Genomic DNA, 13,851 nt, shown 5'->3' with positions numbered 1-13,851 from the left:
GCTAATCTACTCCCGTGGAACTCGTCACCCTTCAAGATGTGCCGCTCGGTCGGCTGCTGGTGGTGGCCGGGCACCTCGTCGGGCAACGGTGGAACCGCTACCTCGCCGAGGAGCACGGCCTCACCCAGGCCGGCATGATCACCCTGATGACGCTCGCCCGCCACGGCGAGCTGCCCCACCGCCAGGTGGCCGAGAAGGGGTTCGTCCGCCCGGCCACCCTGACCGGCATCGTCGACACCCTCGAACGCGACGGCCTGGTCGAGCGGCAGCGCGACGACAGCGACCGGCGCAGCATCCGACTCGCCCTCACCCCCGCCGGCCGGGAGCGGGTCGCGGCCCTCGGCGCTCTCATGCACTCCGGACGCCCGCTCACCTCGGTCGACGCCGATCCGGCGAAGGCCCAGGTGATCCGGGAGTTCCTGCTCGAGGTCATCAGCAGTGGGGACGACCCACGGATGACCGGACGACCCACCGACGTGGAGGAACCGTCATGCTGATCCGACTGCTGCGCGGTCAACTGCGCCCGTACCAGAGACCGCTGCTGGCGGTGGTGCTGCTCCAGTTCGTGGGCACCATGGCCTCGCTCTACCTGCCCAGCCTCAACGCCGACATCATCGACAAGGGCGTGGCCCGGGGCGACACCGACTACATCGTGCACACCGGCGGCTGGATGCTGCTGGTCAGCCTGGTCCAGATCGTCTGCTCGATCGCCGCCGTCTACCTCGGCGCCCGGACCGCGATGGGCTTCGGCCGGGACGTCCGCGCCCGGCTGTTCGCGCACGTCAACCTCTTCTCCGCCCGTGAGGTGGCCCGGTTCGGCGCACCGTCGCTGATCACCCGCAACACCAACGACGTGCAACAGGTGCAGATGCTCGTGCTGATGAGCTGCACCATGCTGGTCGCCGCGCCGATCATGAGCGTCGGCGGCGTCTTCATGGCGCTGCGCGAGGACATCGGGCTCTCCTGGCTGATGCTGGTCAGCGTGCCGGTGCTGGCCGTCGCGCTGAGCGCGATCATCCGGCGGATGGTGCCAGGCTTCCGGCTGATGCAGACCCGGATCGACACGGTCAACCGGGTGCTACGTGAGCAGATCACCGGCATCCGGGTGGTCCGCGCCTTCGTCCGCGAGCCGTACGAGACGGACCGCTTCGGTGTCGCCAATGCCGACCTGACCGCCACCGCCCTGCGTACCGGACGGCTGATGGCGTTGATCTTCCCGGTGGTCATGCTGGTGCTGAACGTGTCAAGCGTGGCGGTGCTCTGGTTCGGCGCGCAGCGGGTCGACTCGGGCGCGATCGAGATCGGCGCGCTCACCGCGTTCCTGCAGTACCTGATGCAGATCCTGATGGCCGTGATGATGGCCACGTTCATGCTGATGATGGTGCCCCGGGCCGCGGTCTGTGCCGAGCGGATCGTGGAGGTGCTGGACACCGACTCCTCGGTGGTCCCCGCCGCCGCGCCGGTCACCGAACTGCCCACCCGGGCCGAGCTGGAGCTGCGCGGGGTGCGCTTCCAGTACCCGGGCGCGGTCGAGCCGGTGCTGCGCGACATCTCCTTCACGGCCACCGCTGGCACCACCACCGCGATCATCGGCAGCACCGGCGCGGGCAAGACGACACTGCTGTCGCTCGTACCCCGCCTGGTCGACGTCACCGGCGGCGCGGTGCTGGTCGACGGGGTGGACGTCCGCGAATTGGAACCGGACGAGCTGTGGCGACGCATCGGCCTGGTGCCGCAGCGGCCGTACCTGTTCACCGGCACGGTCGCCAGCAACCTGCGCTACGGCAACCCGGACGCCACCGACGAGGAACTGTGGGCGGCGCTGGAGATCGCGCAGGCCCGCGACTTCGTGGCCCAGATGCCCGGCGGCCTGGACGCGCCGATCGCCCAGGGCGGCAGCACCGTCTCCGGTGGGCAGCGGCAACGCCTGGCCATCGCCCGGGCCCTGGTCCGGCAGCCGGAGATCTACCTCTTCGACGACTCGTTCTCCGCGCTCGACCTCGGCACCGACGCGCGGCTGCGGGCGGCACTGCGCCCGGTCACCGCGCAGTCGGCAGTGGTGATCGTGGCCCAGCGGGTGTCCACGATCGTCGACGCCGACCAGATCATCGTGCTCGAGAACGGAGGGGTCGTCGGAGTGGGACGACATGCGGAGTTGGTGCAGACCTGCCCGACGTACGCCGAGATCGTGGCTTCCCAGCAGACGGCGGAGGTGGCGGCATGAGCGAGCCCGACGAGTCGCGGACCGCGACCGTACCCAGTCAGAAGCCGGGCGGTGACACGCAGCAACCCGGCGGCGGCGCGGCGACGCCGAAGCGGCTGCCGGCCGGCCGGCCGGCCGGCGGCCCGCCCTGGATGAGCGCGGGGATGCCGGCCGAGAAGTCGATGAACTTCGGGCCGTCGGCCCGACGGCTGCTCGGTCGGCTGCGCCCGCACCGCCTGCACCTGACCGCGATCATCACCCTCGCCGTGGTGAGCGTCGGGTTCAGCGTGGCCGGCCCGAAGATCCTCGGCCACGCCACCGACCTGATCTTCAGTGGGGTGATCGGTCGGCGACTGGCCCCGGGCACGACCACCGAACAGGCCGTCGCGGCGGCGCGGGCCAGCGGCAACGAGAGCTTCGCCGACATGCTGGCCCGGATGGACGTGGTGCCCGGAGTGGGCATCGACTTCGGCGCCCTGGGCCGGGTGCTGCTGTTGGCGCTCGGGCTCTATTTGGCGGCGAGCGTGCTGTCGTGGTGGCAGGGCTGGCTGCTCAACGGGGTGGTGCAGCGCACCGTGCTGCGGCTGCGCGCCGAGGTGGAGGAGAAGCTCAACCGGCTGCCGCTGCCCTACTTCGACCGGCAGCCCCGCGGTGAGCTGCTCAGCCGGGTCACCAACGACATCGACAACATCTCGACGAGCCTCCAGCAGACCTTGAGCCAGCTGCTCACCTCGCTGCTGACCGTCATCGGCGTGCTGGCCGTGATGTTCTGGATCTCCCCGCTGCTGGCCCTGGTGGCTCTGGTCGCCGTCCCGCTGTCGGTGCTGGTCACCCAGCGCATCGCCAAGCGCTCGCAGAAGCAGTTCATCGCCCAGTGGAAGCACACCGGCGAGCTGAACGGCCAGATCGAGGAGGCGTACACCGGTCACGAGCTGGTGAAGGTCTTCGGCCGGCAGCGCGAGGTGGAGGCCGCGTTCCACGCGAAGAACGAGGAGCTGTTCCGGGCCAGCTTCGGCGCCCAGTTCATCTCCGGGATCATCATGCCGTCGATGATGTTCATCGGGAACCTGAGCTACGTGGCCATCGCCGTGGTCGGCGGACTGCGGGTGGCCTCCGGCACGATGAGCCTGGGCGACGTGCAGGCGTTCATCCAGTACTCCCGCCAGTTCACCCAACCGCTGACCCAGCTCGCCTCGATGGCGAACCTGCTCCAGTCCGGGGTGGCGTCGGCCGAGCGGGTCTTCGCGGTGCTCGACGCCGACGAGCAGAGCCCCGACCCGGCCCAGCCGGCCCGGGTCGTCGACCCGCACGGCCGGGTCGAGTTCGAGCACGTCTCCTTCCGGTACACGCCGGACAAGCCGCTGATCGACGACCTGTCGCTGGTCGCCGAGCCCGGGCACACGGTGGCCATCGTCGGCCCGACCGGTGCCGGCAAGACCACCCTGGTCAACCTGATCATGCGGTTCTACGAGCTGGACGCCGGCCGGATCACCCTCGACGGGGTGGACATCACCGCGATGCGCCGCGACGACCTGCGCGGACGGATCGGCATGGTGCTGCAGGACACCTGGCTCTTTGGCGGCACCATCCGCGACAACATCGCGTACGGCCGGCCGGACGCGACCGAGGAGGAGATCATCGCCGCGGCCCGGGCCACCTTCGTGGACCGGTTCGTGCGCAGCCTTCCCGATGGCTACGACACGGTCATCGACGAGGAGGGCAGCAATGTCAGCGCCGGCGAGAAGCAGCTCATCACCATCGCCCGGGCGTTCCTCGCCGAGCCGTCCCTGCTGATCCTGGACGAGGCGACCAGCTCGGTGGACACCCGCACCGAGGTGCTGCTCCAGCGGGCGATGGCGGCGCTGCGCTCGGACCGGACCAGCTTCGTCATCGCGCACCGGCTCTCCACCATCCGCGACGCCGACCTGATCCTGATGATGGAGAACGGCCGCATCGTCGAGCAGGGCACCCACGAGCAGTTGCTCGCCGCCCACGGCGCGTACCACCGGCTCTACCGCTCGCAGTTCAACGGCGCCGCGGTCGACGAGGAACCAGCCGCGCCCGCCGGGGCCCAGCCGGCCTCGGTCTGAGGGCGGACCGCCGTGCGCGCCACACGATCGACGGTCCACCTCAGCCCGGTGGGCGGATCAGTCCGCCGGGAGCAGGTCGGCGGCGCGGGCGGCGACCTGCCGGCCGATCAGGGCGAGCATGGCGGCGGCGGGCATCGGGGCCAGGGAGCGGCCGTCGCGCAGGCGCAGCGCGAGTGCGCCGTCGGCCGCCTCCCGGGCACCCAGCACCCCGAGGTACGGGACGCGGCGGCGGGTCGCGTCCCGTACCCGGGCGCCCAGCGAGCCGGCGGCGTCGACCTCGACCCGCAGGCCGGCGTCGACGGCCCGCCGGGCCAGTTCCGCCGCCGCGTCGGCCTGCCCGTCGTCCACCGGCAGCAACACCAGCTGGACGGGCGCGTACCAGGCCGGGAACGCGCCCTCGTGCACCTCGATGAGGTACGCGAACAGCCGCTCCATGCTGCCGACCAGGCTGCGGTGCAGCATGACCGGCCGACGCCTGCTGCCGTCGGAATCGGTGTACGACAGGTCGAACTTCTCCGGTTTGTCGAAGTCCACCTGGATGGTGGAGATGGTCGACTCGCGGCCGGCCGCGTCGACGATCTGAATGTCGATCTTCGGGCCGTAGAAGGCGGCCTCTCCGGGGGCCTCGACGTACTCCACCCCGGCCAACGCGCCGCGGAGCAGGTCCTGGGCGCGGGCCCACTGGGCGTCGTCGCCGACGTACTTCCCGCCCGGCCCGCGCAGCGACAGCCGGAACCCCGCCGGACGGACGCCAAGCGCGGAGTGCGCCGCGCGCATCAGCCGGAGGATCTCGACGACCTCCGCGCCGACCTGGTCCGGGGCGCAGAAGGTGTGCGCGTCGTTGAGCGAGATGGCACGTACCCGGGACAGCCCGCCGAGCACGCCGGAGCGCTCCGAGCGGTACATCCCGCCCAGCTCCGCGATCCGCAGCGGCAACTCCCGGTAGGAGCGGCCCCGGGCGCGGAACACCAGCGCGTGGTGCGGGCAGAGCGCCGGGCGGAGCACGAACTCGTCGTCGGCGCTGAGCCGCATCGGCGGGAACATGTCGTCGGCGAAGTAGCCCAGGTGGCCGGAGAGTTCGAAGAGTTCGCGCTTGCCCAGCGGCGGCGAGTAGACGTGCTGGTGGCCGGAGCGACGCTCCAGGTCCCGGACGTACTCCTCGACGGCGTGCCGGGCGGCGGCGCCGGCCGGCAGCCAGATGGGCAGGCCGGCGCCGGCCAGCGGATCGGAGACGAACAGCTCCAGCTCACGGCCGAGCTTGCGGTGGTCGATCATGTCGGGCTCCTGGATCGGGGACGACCCGGAGGCGACCTGGACACCGAACGCCGCGCGGCCCTCGGGGGCGGATCGCCCCGGGGCCTGGTCGACGGTGGTTACGTCAGAGCGGCACGCCGGGGACACCCGGCGTCGTCGTCATCACTACCGCGCTGCGCATTTGGCGACGCTATCGCTCGGGCGGTCGAGGACGCACCCGGATTTGCGGCGGTGGGAGAGGGGACGGGCCGCCGGCGCGGGACCCGCCGGCGGCCCTGGGCGACCCGAATCGTCAGGAACGGGGGACCCGACGTGCTGGGCCGCGCCGCCCACGGTACGCCGAGGGACGCCGATCCGCCGACCGCCTCGGGCCGCCGTGGGACAGCCGCCGAGCCGTCACCCGAGGGCGGTTCGCCTCGTTGGAACGGGGTGGCCCCGTGGTGTCGACGGTCACGACGGGACGGGGCTGTCCACGGTGACGCCGGACACGCCGTCAGGCTCGAGACACCCAATCGGCCGCATCCGGCGAGGTGGCAGGCGTGCCCGAACTACTGACTGACGTCGCGTCGCCGACGTGGGCGTACCTGGTGCTGCTCGGCCTGCTGATCGCGGACGCCTTCGTGCCGGTGATCCCCACCCAGATCGTCATGATCACCAGCGGCGCGCTGACCGTGTACGGCGGCCTCAGCCTGCCGGTCACCATCGCCGTCGGCGCGCTCGGCGTGTTCGCCGGAGACCTCGCCTGCTACCTGCTCGGCCGTGGCGCACCGGACCGGCGGGCGCCCCGGCACGCCGAACCCAGCCGGGCCCGCCGGATGGCGAGCCGGGTCACGCAGGGATTACGCCAACCCGGCCCGCTGGTCATTCTGCTCTGCCGGTTCGTGCCCGGCGGGCGCATGGCGGCCTGCTTCTCGGCCGGCCGCAGCCGGTATCCGTACCGGCTGTTCGCGCTCTACGAGACGATCGCCGCGCTGGGCTGGGCCACCTACGGGGCGCTGGTCGGGCACCTGGGCGGCACCGCGCTGACCGAGTCGGCCTGGCGGCTGGCCATCATCGCCACCGCCGCGGCGGCCGGCTTCGCCGCAGCCGGATGGGCGATGACCCTGGTCAGCGCCCGCCACGCCCGCACCGCCGCCGAAGTCCCGCTCGACTGAGTGTCGCGAGACTGGCCGAGTATAAGCTGGACTTATATTGACGCCATGTGGGAGGTCAAACTTCATCCCGAGGTCGAGAAGTGGTTTCTCCACCTCTGCGAGACGGAACCTGCCAGCGCCGACCTCGTCAGCGAGGCCATCGACCTCCTCGCCGAACACGGCCCCGCTCTTGGACGCCCCCTGGTCGACCGCCTCAAAGGCAGCATCTTCCACCACATGAAGGAGTTGAGACCCGGCTCGGCCGGTTCCACCGAGATCCGCATGATCTTCGCTTTTGATCCGATTCGGGAAGCAGTCTTCCTGGTCGCTGGCGACAAGTCAGGCCAGTGGCAGAGTTGGTACAAGGCGGCGGTCCCGTTGGCGGATGACCGATTCCAGGAGCACCTCTCGAGGCTGAAGGACACACAGAGATGACCGACGGAGTGGACTGGCGGGACGTCCGGGCCAGGGCTCGAGAACTTGATCCGTCCTGGGAACATCCGGACCGGGTCGCCCGCCGGGCTCAGCACCGTGAACATATGTTGGCACTGGTCAGCGGCGCGCAACTGGCGGAGATCCGCAAGCACCTGGGGATGACCCAGGCTCAACTGGCCGAGGCCGCAGGGTTGACCCAGGCCAGGATCAGCCAGATCGAGAACGGCGAGCACACCAGCCTGGACACCCTTCGTGCATACGTCACTGGCCTGGGCGGCCACCTCGACGTCGTCGCCCGGATCGGGAATATCCAACTGAACGTCGCCTAGGTCCGATCCACCGGGGCCGGCCCGCAGTGGTAGCGCGAGACGCTCGGCGGGTAGATCTTGGACAGGCCGCGGGGGCCTCTAGGGGTGGGGTTTGGGGGCCAAGTCAGTGACGGTCCCGGATCTGGCTGGGGTGTTCGCGGCGACAGGCTGAGGCATGCCTGGAACCCGGAACACCGGTGTGGTGGCCCTCAGCGGGATCGCCGTGGCGGCGCTGCTCACCGTCATCGGTCACCTCGAAGTCAACGACGACCTCAACCCGTGGGCGTTGACCATCAGCGACTTCGCGGTCTCCGACCGGGGCGGCGTCATCGACGTCGCCATGGTCGTGCTGGCGCTCGCCACCGTGGCAGTGATGTACGGGCTGCGCCGCACCGGCCCGCCGCCCAGTCGAGCGGTCGAGCTGCTACTCGGCGCCTGGGTGGCGGGGCTGCTGCTGGCCGCCGTGGTGCCGACGAACGAGCCGGGCACCGCCATGACCACCGCCGCCTACCTCCACCGGTACGCGTCGGTGGTCGCCTTCCTGGCGCTGCCGGCCGGCGGCTGGCTGCTGGCCCGCCGGGACCAGCTGACACCGGCCGCCCGGTGGCTGCGCGGGTTGGCAGTGGCCAGTCTCGTCCTGGCCGCAGCCATGATGTGGTCGGCCTACCCCGGGGAGCGCGTGTTGATCGGACTGGCCGAGCGGCTGCTCATTCTCACCGAGGTCGGTGTGCTCACCGCAGTGGCACTCGTCCTCGCGCGCTCCGGATCATCGACCCGGGTCGTCGCCGGCTAAGCTCCCACGCCCAGACGACGAAGGGTGGGCGTGGTGGGCATCAGGGACCGGCCGATCGGCCTTGCGATCGGTCTACTACTCCTGCTAGTTGGGCAGCTGGAGTGCTTCTGGGACTGAGCGCCCGCCGCCGTCACTCCAGCTCGTGGAGCATGAGCTGGCGGGCTGCCTCGGTGATCGAGCCGGACAGGCTCGGGTAGATGGTGATCGTCTGCGCCAACTCGTTGACCGTCAGGTTGTTCTCCACGGCCATGGTGATCGGCAGGATCAGCTCGCTGGCCTTCGGGGCGACCACCACGCCGCCCACCACCTGGCCGCTCGCCGGCCGGCAGAACAGCTTCACGAAGCCGTCGGAGAGGTCGTCCATCTTGGCCCGCGCGTTGCCGGACAGCGGCAGCATCACCTGCCGGGCCGGCACCTTGCCCGCGTCCACCTCGTCCTGCGAGACGCCCACGGTGGCCAGCTCCGGGTCGGTGAAGACGTTCGCCGCGACGGTCCGCAACCGCAGCGGACGGACGGCCTCGCCGAGGGCGTGCCACATCGCGATCCGGCCCTGCATGGCGGCCACGCTCGCCAGCAGCAGCACGCCGGTGCAGTCACCCGCCGCGTAGATGCCGGGCACGTTCGTCCGGGAGACCCGGTCGACCGTGACGTAGCCGCCCCGGCCCAGCTCCACGCCGTACTCGGCCAGGCCCAGGTTCGCGGTGTTGGGGATCGAGCCGACCGCGATCAGCGCGTGCGAGCCGGTGACCTTGCGACCGTCGGACAGCTCCACCTCCACCCCGTCGGCGGTACGCCGGACCGCGTCGGCGCGGGAGTTGTTGAGGATGTTCATGCCCCGGTTGCGGAACACCCGCTCGATGGCCGACGCCGCGTCGGCGTCCTCGTGCGGCATCACCCGGTCCCGGCTGGAGACCAGGGTGACCTCGACCCCCATCGCCAGGTACGCGCTGGCGAACTCGGCGCCGGTCACGCCGGAGCCGACCACGATCAGGTGCTCGGGCAGCTCCGGCAGGTCGTACACCTGACGCCAGGTCAGGATGCGCTCGCCGTCGGGCACGGCGGTGGGCAACTGGCGGGGTGTCGAGCCGGTGGCCACCAGCACGGTGGACGCGGCGATCGAGTACTCCTCGCCCCCGTCGGCGGGGGTGACGACGACCCGGTGGGTGTGCCCGAGGGCATCCTCGCCCAGTCGGGCGGTGCCGGCCACGAAGGTGACCCCGGCCTTGAGCAGCTTGGCGTGGATGTCGGCGGACTGCGCCAGCGCCAGACGCTTGACCCGGTCGTGCACGGCCTGCGCGTCGACGGTGACCGCCTCCAGGCCGTCCGAGTGCACCCCGAACTCCTCGGTGTCCCGGTAACCGGTGACCACCTGAGAGCTGGCGATGAACGTCTTCGACGGTACGCAGTCGGAGAGCACGCAGGCCCCGCCCGCGCCGTCGGCCTCGACCACGGTGACATCGGCGTCCAGTTGGGCGGCGACCAACGCCGCCTCGTACCCGGCCGGCCCACCGCCGATGATCACGATCCGGCTCACAGCGTTCGCCCTTCGTTGATGCTCACAGTGACTTTCTTTTCCCGAACGCGTCCGACACGCACGGTCGTATTCTCCCCCACCGGCCCGCCGGGCTATCGTCATCGCCGTGCGTCATCACGCCGCCTACGGCTCAAACCTCGACCCGGCCCGGATGCGGGCCTACTGCCCGCACTCGCCCATGGTGGGCACCGGCTGGCTGGAGGGGTGGCGGCTGACCTTCGCCGGAGCGGACGTGATCGGCTGGGAGGGCGCGGTGAGCACCGTCGTCGAGTCCCCCGGCGACCGGGTGTTCGTGGCGATCTACGACATCCACCCGTACGACGCCGCCCAGCTCGACGAGATCGAGGGGGTGACCGCCGGCACGTACCGCAAGCTGCACGTGCGGATCTCGACCCTCGACGGCGACGTGACCGCGTGGGTCTACGTGTTCGACGGGTACGAGGGCGGATTGCCGACCTCCTGGTACCTGTCCGAGATCGCGAACGCCGCCGAGAAGGCGGGTGCGCCGGACGACTACGTCACCGAGCTGCGGTCCCGTCCCACCGCCACCGCGTCCCCGTAGCGCGTATCCCACGCCCCCAGTCTGCAACCGTCGCCGACCCGAGTGCCCGTCGGGCCCGGCCGGCGTCGTCAATCACACACCGGCGGCGGGGACGACCCGTTCGTACATGTCGGTCCACAGGGTTTCCCGCAGGCCCACCGACTCGTACAGCGACAGCGGGGTGGTCGGGTTGGTGAGGTCCACTCCCAGACCGGCCGACTCCCGCCCCTTCTGGGCGTAGCGGGCGAACGCGCGGCGCAACAGCGCCGCACCCACACCCCGCCGACGGTACGCGGGCAGCACCGACAAACGCTTCACCCAGCCCTGCTGCTGGTCGAGCGCCTGGTCGGAGGACTGCAACGCGCCGGCGAGCACCCCGTCGACCTCGGCGACGAACCACTCGTCCCAGGCGGTCGCGTCACCGATCCGGGCCCGCCACCGCTCGTACGACAGCGGCTCGTGATCCGGGGTGTCGCCGAACGCGACGTCGTGGATCCGGTGGAACTCCCGCAGCTCGGCCTCGTCCGGGCGGACCGGCCGCACCGTGACCCCGGGCGGCGGCGACGGCTCGGTCGGCAGGTCGGCCAGCGGGCGGCGCATCCGGACGTACCGCTTGGCCACGGTGAACCCGGCGGCGCGCAGGTCCCGGGCCCATTCGCGTTCCGGGGCGAACACCGCGCACCGGACGGTGAGCGCCGGCAGTCGCCGCTCGGCGGCGCGCTCGGCGACCCGGTCGAGCTGACGGGCCAGCAGTGGCGCGCGGAGGGTGGCGGCCCGCTCCGGGTCGACGTAGACCTCCACGAACTCCCGGCCGACCCCGGTCGGGTTGTCCACCGTCGCCCAGGCGACCACGGTGCCGTCCGGGTCGAGCGCCAGCCAGGAGTCCCGGGTCGGGTCGAAGCTGGGGGCCGTCAGCGACTGCTCGACGTCCTCGGCGTCGAAGTCGGGGTGGCCGATGGCGAAGGTGTCGGCCGCGTGCACCACCGCGAGGATCGCCGGCACGTCGTCGAGGGTGGGGCGGCGTGTGGTCCAGCCAGCGGGAAGAGTCACGGCAGAACATCCTGGCAGCTGCCGGCCGACGACGCCGCCCGATTTCGCCCCGGGATGCTCAGCCGGCGAGGCCGGCGCGGGTGCGGTGCAGCAGCTCCACCAGCTCGGCGCCGTCGGCGGGGCCGAGCGCCGCGAACGCCGGTGCGGCCAGCCGGTTGGTCACCGCCTCCGCCCAGAGCCGCCGACGCACCAACGGCCCGACCGGCGGGTACGGCGGCGGCCAACCGCACGCCACCGCGCCGGCCTCCCCCTCCGGCCCGGCCAGCACCGCCTCCAGCGGGGTCATGCCGGCGGCGCGCACCGCCAGCAGGTAGGCGCCGGTGAAGTGTTCCCGCAGCAGTCGCAGCCCGGCGGCGCTCCGGGCGCCCGGGGAGAGATCTGGCAGCGGCATGGCTCGCCACGCGGCGAAGAGCGGCATGCCGCTGGCGTCCGCGGCGGCCACCGCCCGCTCGACGAGGCCGGCCAGGCGCTCGGCCTCCGGCAGCACCGCCAGCTGCTGCGTCCCCCACCGGCAGCACTCGACGAGACTCGCGGCGGCCACCTCGGCCGGCCTCAGGACCCGCGCGGCGGCGTCCCAGCCGTCGGCGACGGCGTCCGGTGCGACGAAGCCGATGGCCGCGGCGGCCGTCTCCGCCCGTACGTCACCGAGTGCGCCGGCCCGACCGGTGATGTAGAAGGCCCAGCCGGAGATGCCGAGCTGCCGGGCCCGGCGCAGCGTGCTCGGGCACCTGCTGAATCCGTCGCCGAGATCGAGGATCACGGGTTTGCTGGCGGCGGCGATCTGCTCCGGCGTCATCGAGGCGCCGCCTGCGGGGGTCGCGGCACGGCGGCGGCGTTCCGGTCGGGGACGGCCGGCCCCGGACGGCCCGCCCGCTCGTCGTCGTCCATCGATGGTCAGTCTGCCGCGCCACCGCCCGCGTCCGCATCCCCCTCTTCGGCCGCCAGTGCCTCGACGGCGGCCTCGACCTCACCCGAGCGCCGCCGGGCCACCGTCACCGCCCGCTCGGCCGCCCGCCGGACCAGCTTGGCCCGGCTGAGGTCCTGCTCGGCGACCGCCCGCCGTCGCTCCAGCTCGGCCAGCTCGGTCTCGATCCCGTCGAGTACGGCGGCGCCGTCGCGCTCCTGCCCGGTCGCCTCGGTCAACTCGTCCTCGGCCCGCTGCTGGTCGGCCCGGGCGCGGTCCAACTCGCGGTCCAGTGCCCGGCGGCGTCGGGCTCGCTCGGCCCGAGCCGCCCGCTGCGCCGCACGCTCGGCCTGCGCGGCCCGCTCCCCGGCCCGGTCGGGGGCCGGCTCGCGACCCTCGCGCTGGGCGCCCGGCCGGCGGGCAGGGCGCTGGGCCTCCGGCTCCTCCTCGTCGCCGGTGACCAGCCGCAGCTGCGGTCGGGGCACCTCACCGAAGCCGGCGTAGCTGGCCGAGCGGAGCAGGCGCCCGGTCCGGACCTGCTCGGCGACCTCGGCGTCGGAGAGCGCCGCGTTCAGGGTCGCCTCCACCTCGGCCAGTGGGAGTCGGCCGGCCGGAGGGGCCTCCGGCTCCGCCGCGGCGAGCTTGCGGACCTCGGCGACCAGGGCCCCGACCACCGCCCGGCGTTGGGCGGACAGCTCCCGCAGTCGGGGCCCGCGCAGCTCCCGCTGGGCGGCTCGCAGGGCGTCGGCGAGGTGGACCAGGTCGGCGACCAGCTCGGGGCGTCGGATGGCGAGCAGGTTCACCAGCCAGGCGGCGACCGTGGGGCGACGCAGCCGGGCCAGCTCCCGGGCGGTGGTCGGGTCGCCGGCCCGGCGAGCCTCGGCCACCGCGGCGTCCCGAGCGGCCACGAACCGGTCCGGTGGAGTGCGGTAGAGCTGCTGCACCAGCTCCGCGGAGGGGCCCGGCATCGGTCAGACGTCCACCCGGCTACCGGGCTCCAGGCGCTGGTAGTCGGTGCCGGACAGCGCGGCGTACTGCCGGTCGAGCACGGCCAGCCCGTTGTCGTTGAGCAACGCGTCGTGCAGCGCGTACGCGCGCCGCGGCGCGACCGCGCGGATGAAGTCGACCACCTCGGAGAACTTCGACCAGGGGGCGTGGATCGGCGCGAACAGCGTGTCGACGGGCGTCTCGTCGGGCACCACCAGGGAGTCTCCGGGGTGGTAGACCACGTCATTGATCAGGTAGCCGAGGTTGTCCACCACCGGGATGTCGGGGTGGATCACGGCGTGCCGCCCGCCGTACGCGCGGATGGCGACCCCGGCGGCGGTGAACGACTCACCGGCGCTGACCGGGCGCAACGCCTCGGCCGCGTCGCCGAGGGCCTCGGCGAGCGAAGCGGGCCCGTGGATCGCGAACGGCTGCCGGTCCAGTTGCAGGCGCAGCGCGGCGAGGTCGAGGTGGTCGGGGTGTTGGTGGGTGATCAGCACCGCGTCCACACCGTCCAACGCCGTCGCGGGGTCGCTGAACACCCCGGGGTCGACGACGAGCACTCCCCCGTCGTGTTCCACCCGGAGGCAGGAGTGGGCGTACTTGGTGAGCCGCATCG

At 72.3% G+C, this 13,851-nt stretch carries 14 protein-coding genes; 8 read left to right on the top strand and 6 right to left on the bottom strand.

From position 1 onward, the window contains the following. Window positions 1–14: 14 nt before the first annotated feature. From ABZU46_RS01180 to ABZU46_RS01170, 3 genes are all read left to right on the top strand, one after another. On the top strand, window positions 15–497 hold the full coding sequence (locus ABZU46_RS01180; RefSeq protein WP_354854011.1) for a MarR family transcriptional regulator: 483 nt from the start codon (window positions 15–17) through the stop codon (window positions 495–497). Then, window positions 491–2,224, top strand: coding sequence for an ABC transporter ATP-binding protein (locus ABZU46_RS01175; protein ID WP_354854009.1), 1,734 nt, complete (start codon window positions 491–493; stop codon window positions 2,222–2,224). The genes ABZU46_RS01180 and ABZU46_RS01175 overlap by 7 nt, the downstream gene beginning before the upstream one ends. Before the next feature lie 143 nt (window positions 2,225–2,367). Next, a complete protein-coding gene (locus ABZU46_RS01170) occupies window positions 2,368–4,293 on the top strand; it encodes an ABC transporter ATP-binding protein (RefSeq protein ID WP_354854298.1) in 1,926 nt (641 codons plus the stop codon). 57 nt (window positions 4,294–4,350) lie between these two features. Here the strand turns inward: ABZU46_RS01170 and thrS are convergent, their stop codons facing one another. Then, the gene (thrS, locus tag ABZU46_RS01165) at window positions 4,351–5,568 is read right to left on the bottom strand and encodes a threonine--tRNA ligase (protein WP_354854006.1); all 1,218 of its coding nucleotides are present in this window, start codon (window positions 5,566–5,568) and stop codon (window positions 4,351–4,353) included. 518 nt (window positions 5,569–6,086) lie between these two features. Between thrS and ABZU46_RS01160 the strand changes: the two genes are divergently transcribed. The 4 genes from ABZU46_RS01160 (at window position 6,087) to ABZU46_RS01145 (ending at window position 8,216) form a co-directional block, all read left to right on the top strand. Continuing rightward, window positions 6,087–6,701: a DedA family protein gene (locus tag ABZU46_RS01160; protein WP_354854003.1), complete on the top strand. Its 615-nt coding sequence runs from the start codon at window positions 6,087–6,089 to the stop codon at window positions 6,699–6,701. A 45-nt stretch (window positions 6,702–6,746) separates the two neighbouring features. Then, a complete protein-coding gene (locus tag ABZU46_RS01155; protein ID WP_354854000.1) occupies window positions 6,747–7,115 on the top strand; it encodes a type II toxin-antitoxin system RelE/ParE family toxin in 369 nt (122 codons plus the stop codon). Further along, the gene (locus ABZU46_RS01150; protein WP_354853998.1) at window positions 7,112–7,444 is read left to right on the top strand and encodes a helix-turn-helix transcriptional regulator; all 333 of its coding nucleotides are present in this window, start codon (window positions 7,112–7,114) and stop codon (window positions 7,442–7,444) included. Before ABZU46_RS01155 ends, ABZU46_RS01150 begins: the two co-directional genes overlap by 4 nt. Window positions 7,445–7,598: 154 nt before the next feature. Further along, window positions 7,599–8,216, top strand: coding sequence for a DUF998 domain-containing protein (locus tag ABZU46_RS01145; RefSeq protein ID WP_354853995.1), 618 nt, complete (start codon window positions 7,599–7,601; stop codon window positions 8,214–8,216). Window positions 8,217–8,346: 130 nt separating this feature from the next. On the opposite strand, the gene ABZU46_RS01140 is transcribed toward ABZU46_RS01145, so the two are convergent. Then, window positions 8,347–9,750 carry an NAD(P)H-quinone dehydrogenase gene (locus ABZU46_RS01140; RefSeq protein ID WP_354853992.1) on the bottom strand — a complete coding sequence of 468 codons (1,404 nt, stop codon included), beginning with the start codon at window positions 9,748–9,750 and terminating at the stop codon, window positions 8,347–8,349. Between the two features lie 106 nt (window positions 9,751–9,856). On the opposite strand from ABZU46_RS01140, the gene ABZU46_RS01135 reads away from it, so the two are divergent. Beyond that, the gene (locus ABZU46_RS01135) at window positions 9,857–10,312 is read left to right on the top strand and encodes a gamma-glutamylcyclotransferase (RefSeq protein ID WP_354853990.1); all 456 of its coding nucleotides are present in this window, start codon (window positions 9,857–9,859) and stop codon (window positions 10,310–10,312) included. Window positions 10,313–10,384: 72 nt separating this feature from the next. Here the strand turns inward: ABZU46_RS01135 and ABZU46_RS01130 are convergent, their stop codons facing one another. The 4 genes from ABZU46_RS01130 to ABZU46_RS01115 form a co-directional block, all read right to left on the bottom strand. Next, on the bottom strand, window positions 10,385–11,341 hold the full coding sequence (locus ABZU46_RS01130) for a GNAT family N-acetyltransferase (protein ID WP_354853987.1): 957 nt from the start codon (window positions 11,339–11,341) through the stop codon (window positions 10,385–10,387). A 58-nt stretch (window positions 11,342–11,399) separates the two neighbouring features. Further along, window positions 11,400–12,137, bottom strand: coding sequence for a hypothetical protein (locus tag ABZU46_RS01125; protein ID WP_354853984.1), 738 nt, complete (start codon window positions 12,135–12,137; stop codon window positions 11,400–11,402). 98 nt (window positions 12,138–12,235) lie between these two features. Beyond that, window positions 12,236–13,213 (bottom strand): hypothetical protein, encoded by a 978-nt coding sequence (locus ABZU46_RS01120; RefSeq protein ID WP_354853981.1) that lies wholly within the window; start codon window positions 13,211–13,213, stop codon window positions 12,236–12,238. A gap of 3 nt (window positions 13,214–13,216) precedes the next feature. After that, complete coding sequence (locus ABZU46_RS01115; protein ID WP_354853978.1) at window positions 13,217–13,849, bottom strand: MBL fold metallo-hydrolase; 633 nt, start codon at window positions 13,847–13,849, stop codon at window positions 13,217–13,219. Window positions 13,850–13,851 lie beyond the last annotated feature (2 nt).

Source organism: Micromonospora sp. NPDC005197 (assembly GCF_040608295.1).
GTDB lineage: Bacteria > Actinomycetota > Actinomycetes > Mycobacteriales > Micromonosporaceae > Micromonospora.
Note: the sequence above shows the minus strand (reverse complement) of the source record. Positions and strands in the feature narration are given on the sequence as shown.

What these genes read in the sequence shown, in the direction of transcription:
- ABZU46_RS01175 (WP_354854009.1), top strand. Translation starts at nt 491, where the DNA reads ATGCTGATCCGACTGCTGCGCGGTCAACTGCGCCCGTACCAGAGACCG.
- ABZU46_RS01170 (WP_354854298.1), top strand. Translation starts at nt 2,368, where the DNA reads ATGCCGGCCGAGAAGTCGATGAACTTCGGGCCGTCGGCCCGACGGCTG.
- thrS (WP_354854006.1), bottom strand. Translation starts at nt 5,568, where the DNA reads ATGATCGACCACCGCAAGCTCGGCCGTGAGCTGGAGCTGTTCGTCTCC.
- ABZU46_RS01155 (WP_354854000.1), top strand. Translation starts at nt 6,747, where the DNA reads ATGTGGGAGGTCAAACTTCATCCCGAGGTCGAGAAGTGGTTTCTCCAC.
- ABZU46_RS01150 (WP_354853998.1), top strand. Translation starts at nt 7,112, where the DNA reads ATGACCGACGGAGTGGACTGGCGGGACGTCCGGGCCAGGGCTCGAGAA.
- ABZU46_RS01145 (WP_354853995.1), top strand. Translation starts at nt 7,599, where the DNA reads ATGCCTGGAACCCGGAACACCGGTGTGGTGGCCCTCAGCGGGATCGCC.
- ABZU46_RS01125 (WP_354853984.1), bottom strand. Translation starts at nt 12,137, where the DNA reads ATGACGCCGGAGCAGATCGCCGCCGCCAGCAAACCCGTGATCCTCGAT.
- ABZU46_RS01120 (WP_354853981.1), bottom strand. Translation starts at nt 13,213, where the DNA reads ATGCCGGGCCCCTCCGCGGAGCTGGTGCAGCAGCTCTACCGCACTCCA.
- ABZU46_RS01115 (WP_354853978.1), bottom strand. Translation starts at nt 13,849, where the DNA reads ATGCGGCTCACCAAGTACGCCCACTCCTGCCTCCGGGTGGAACACGAC.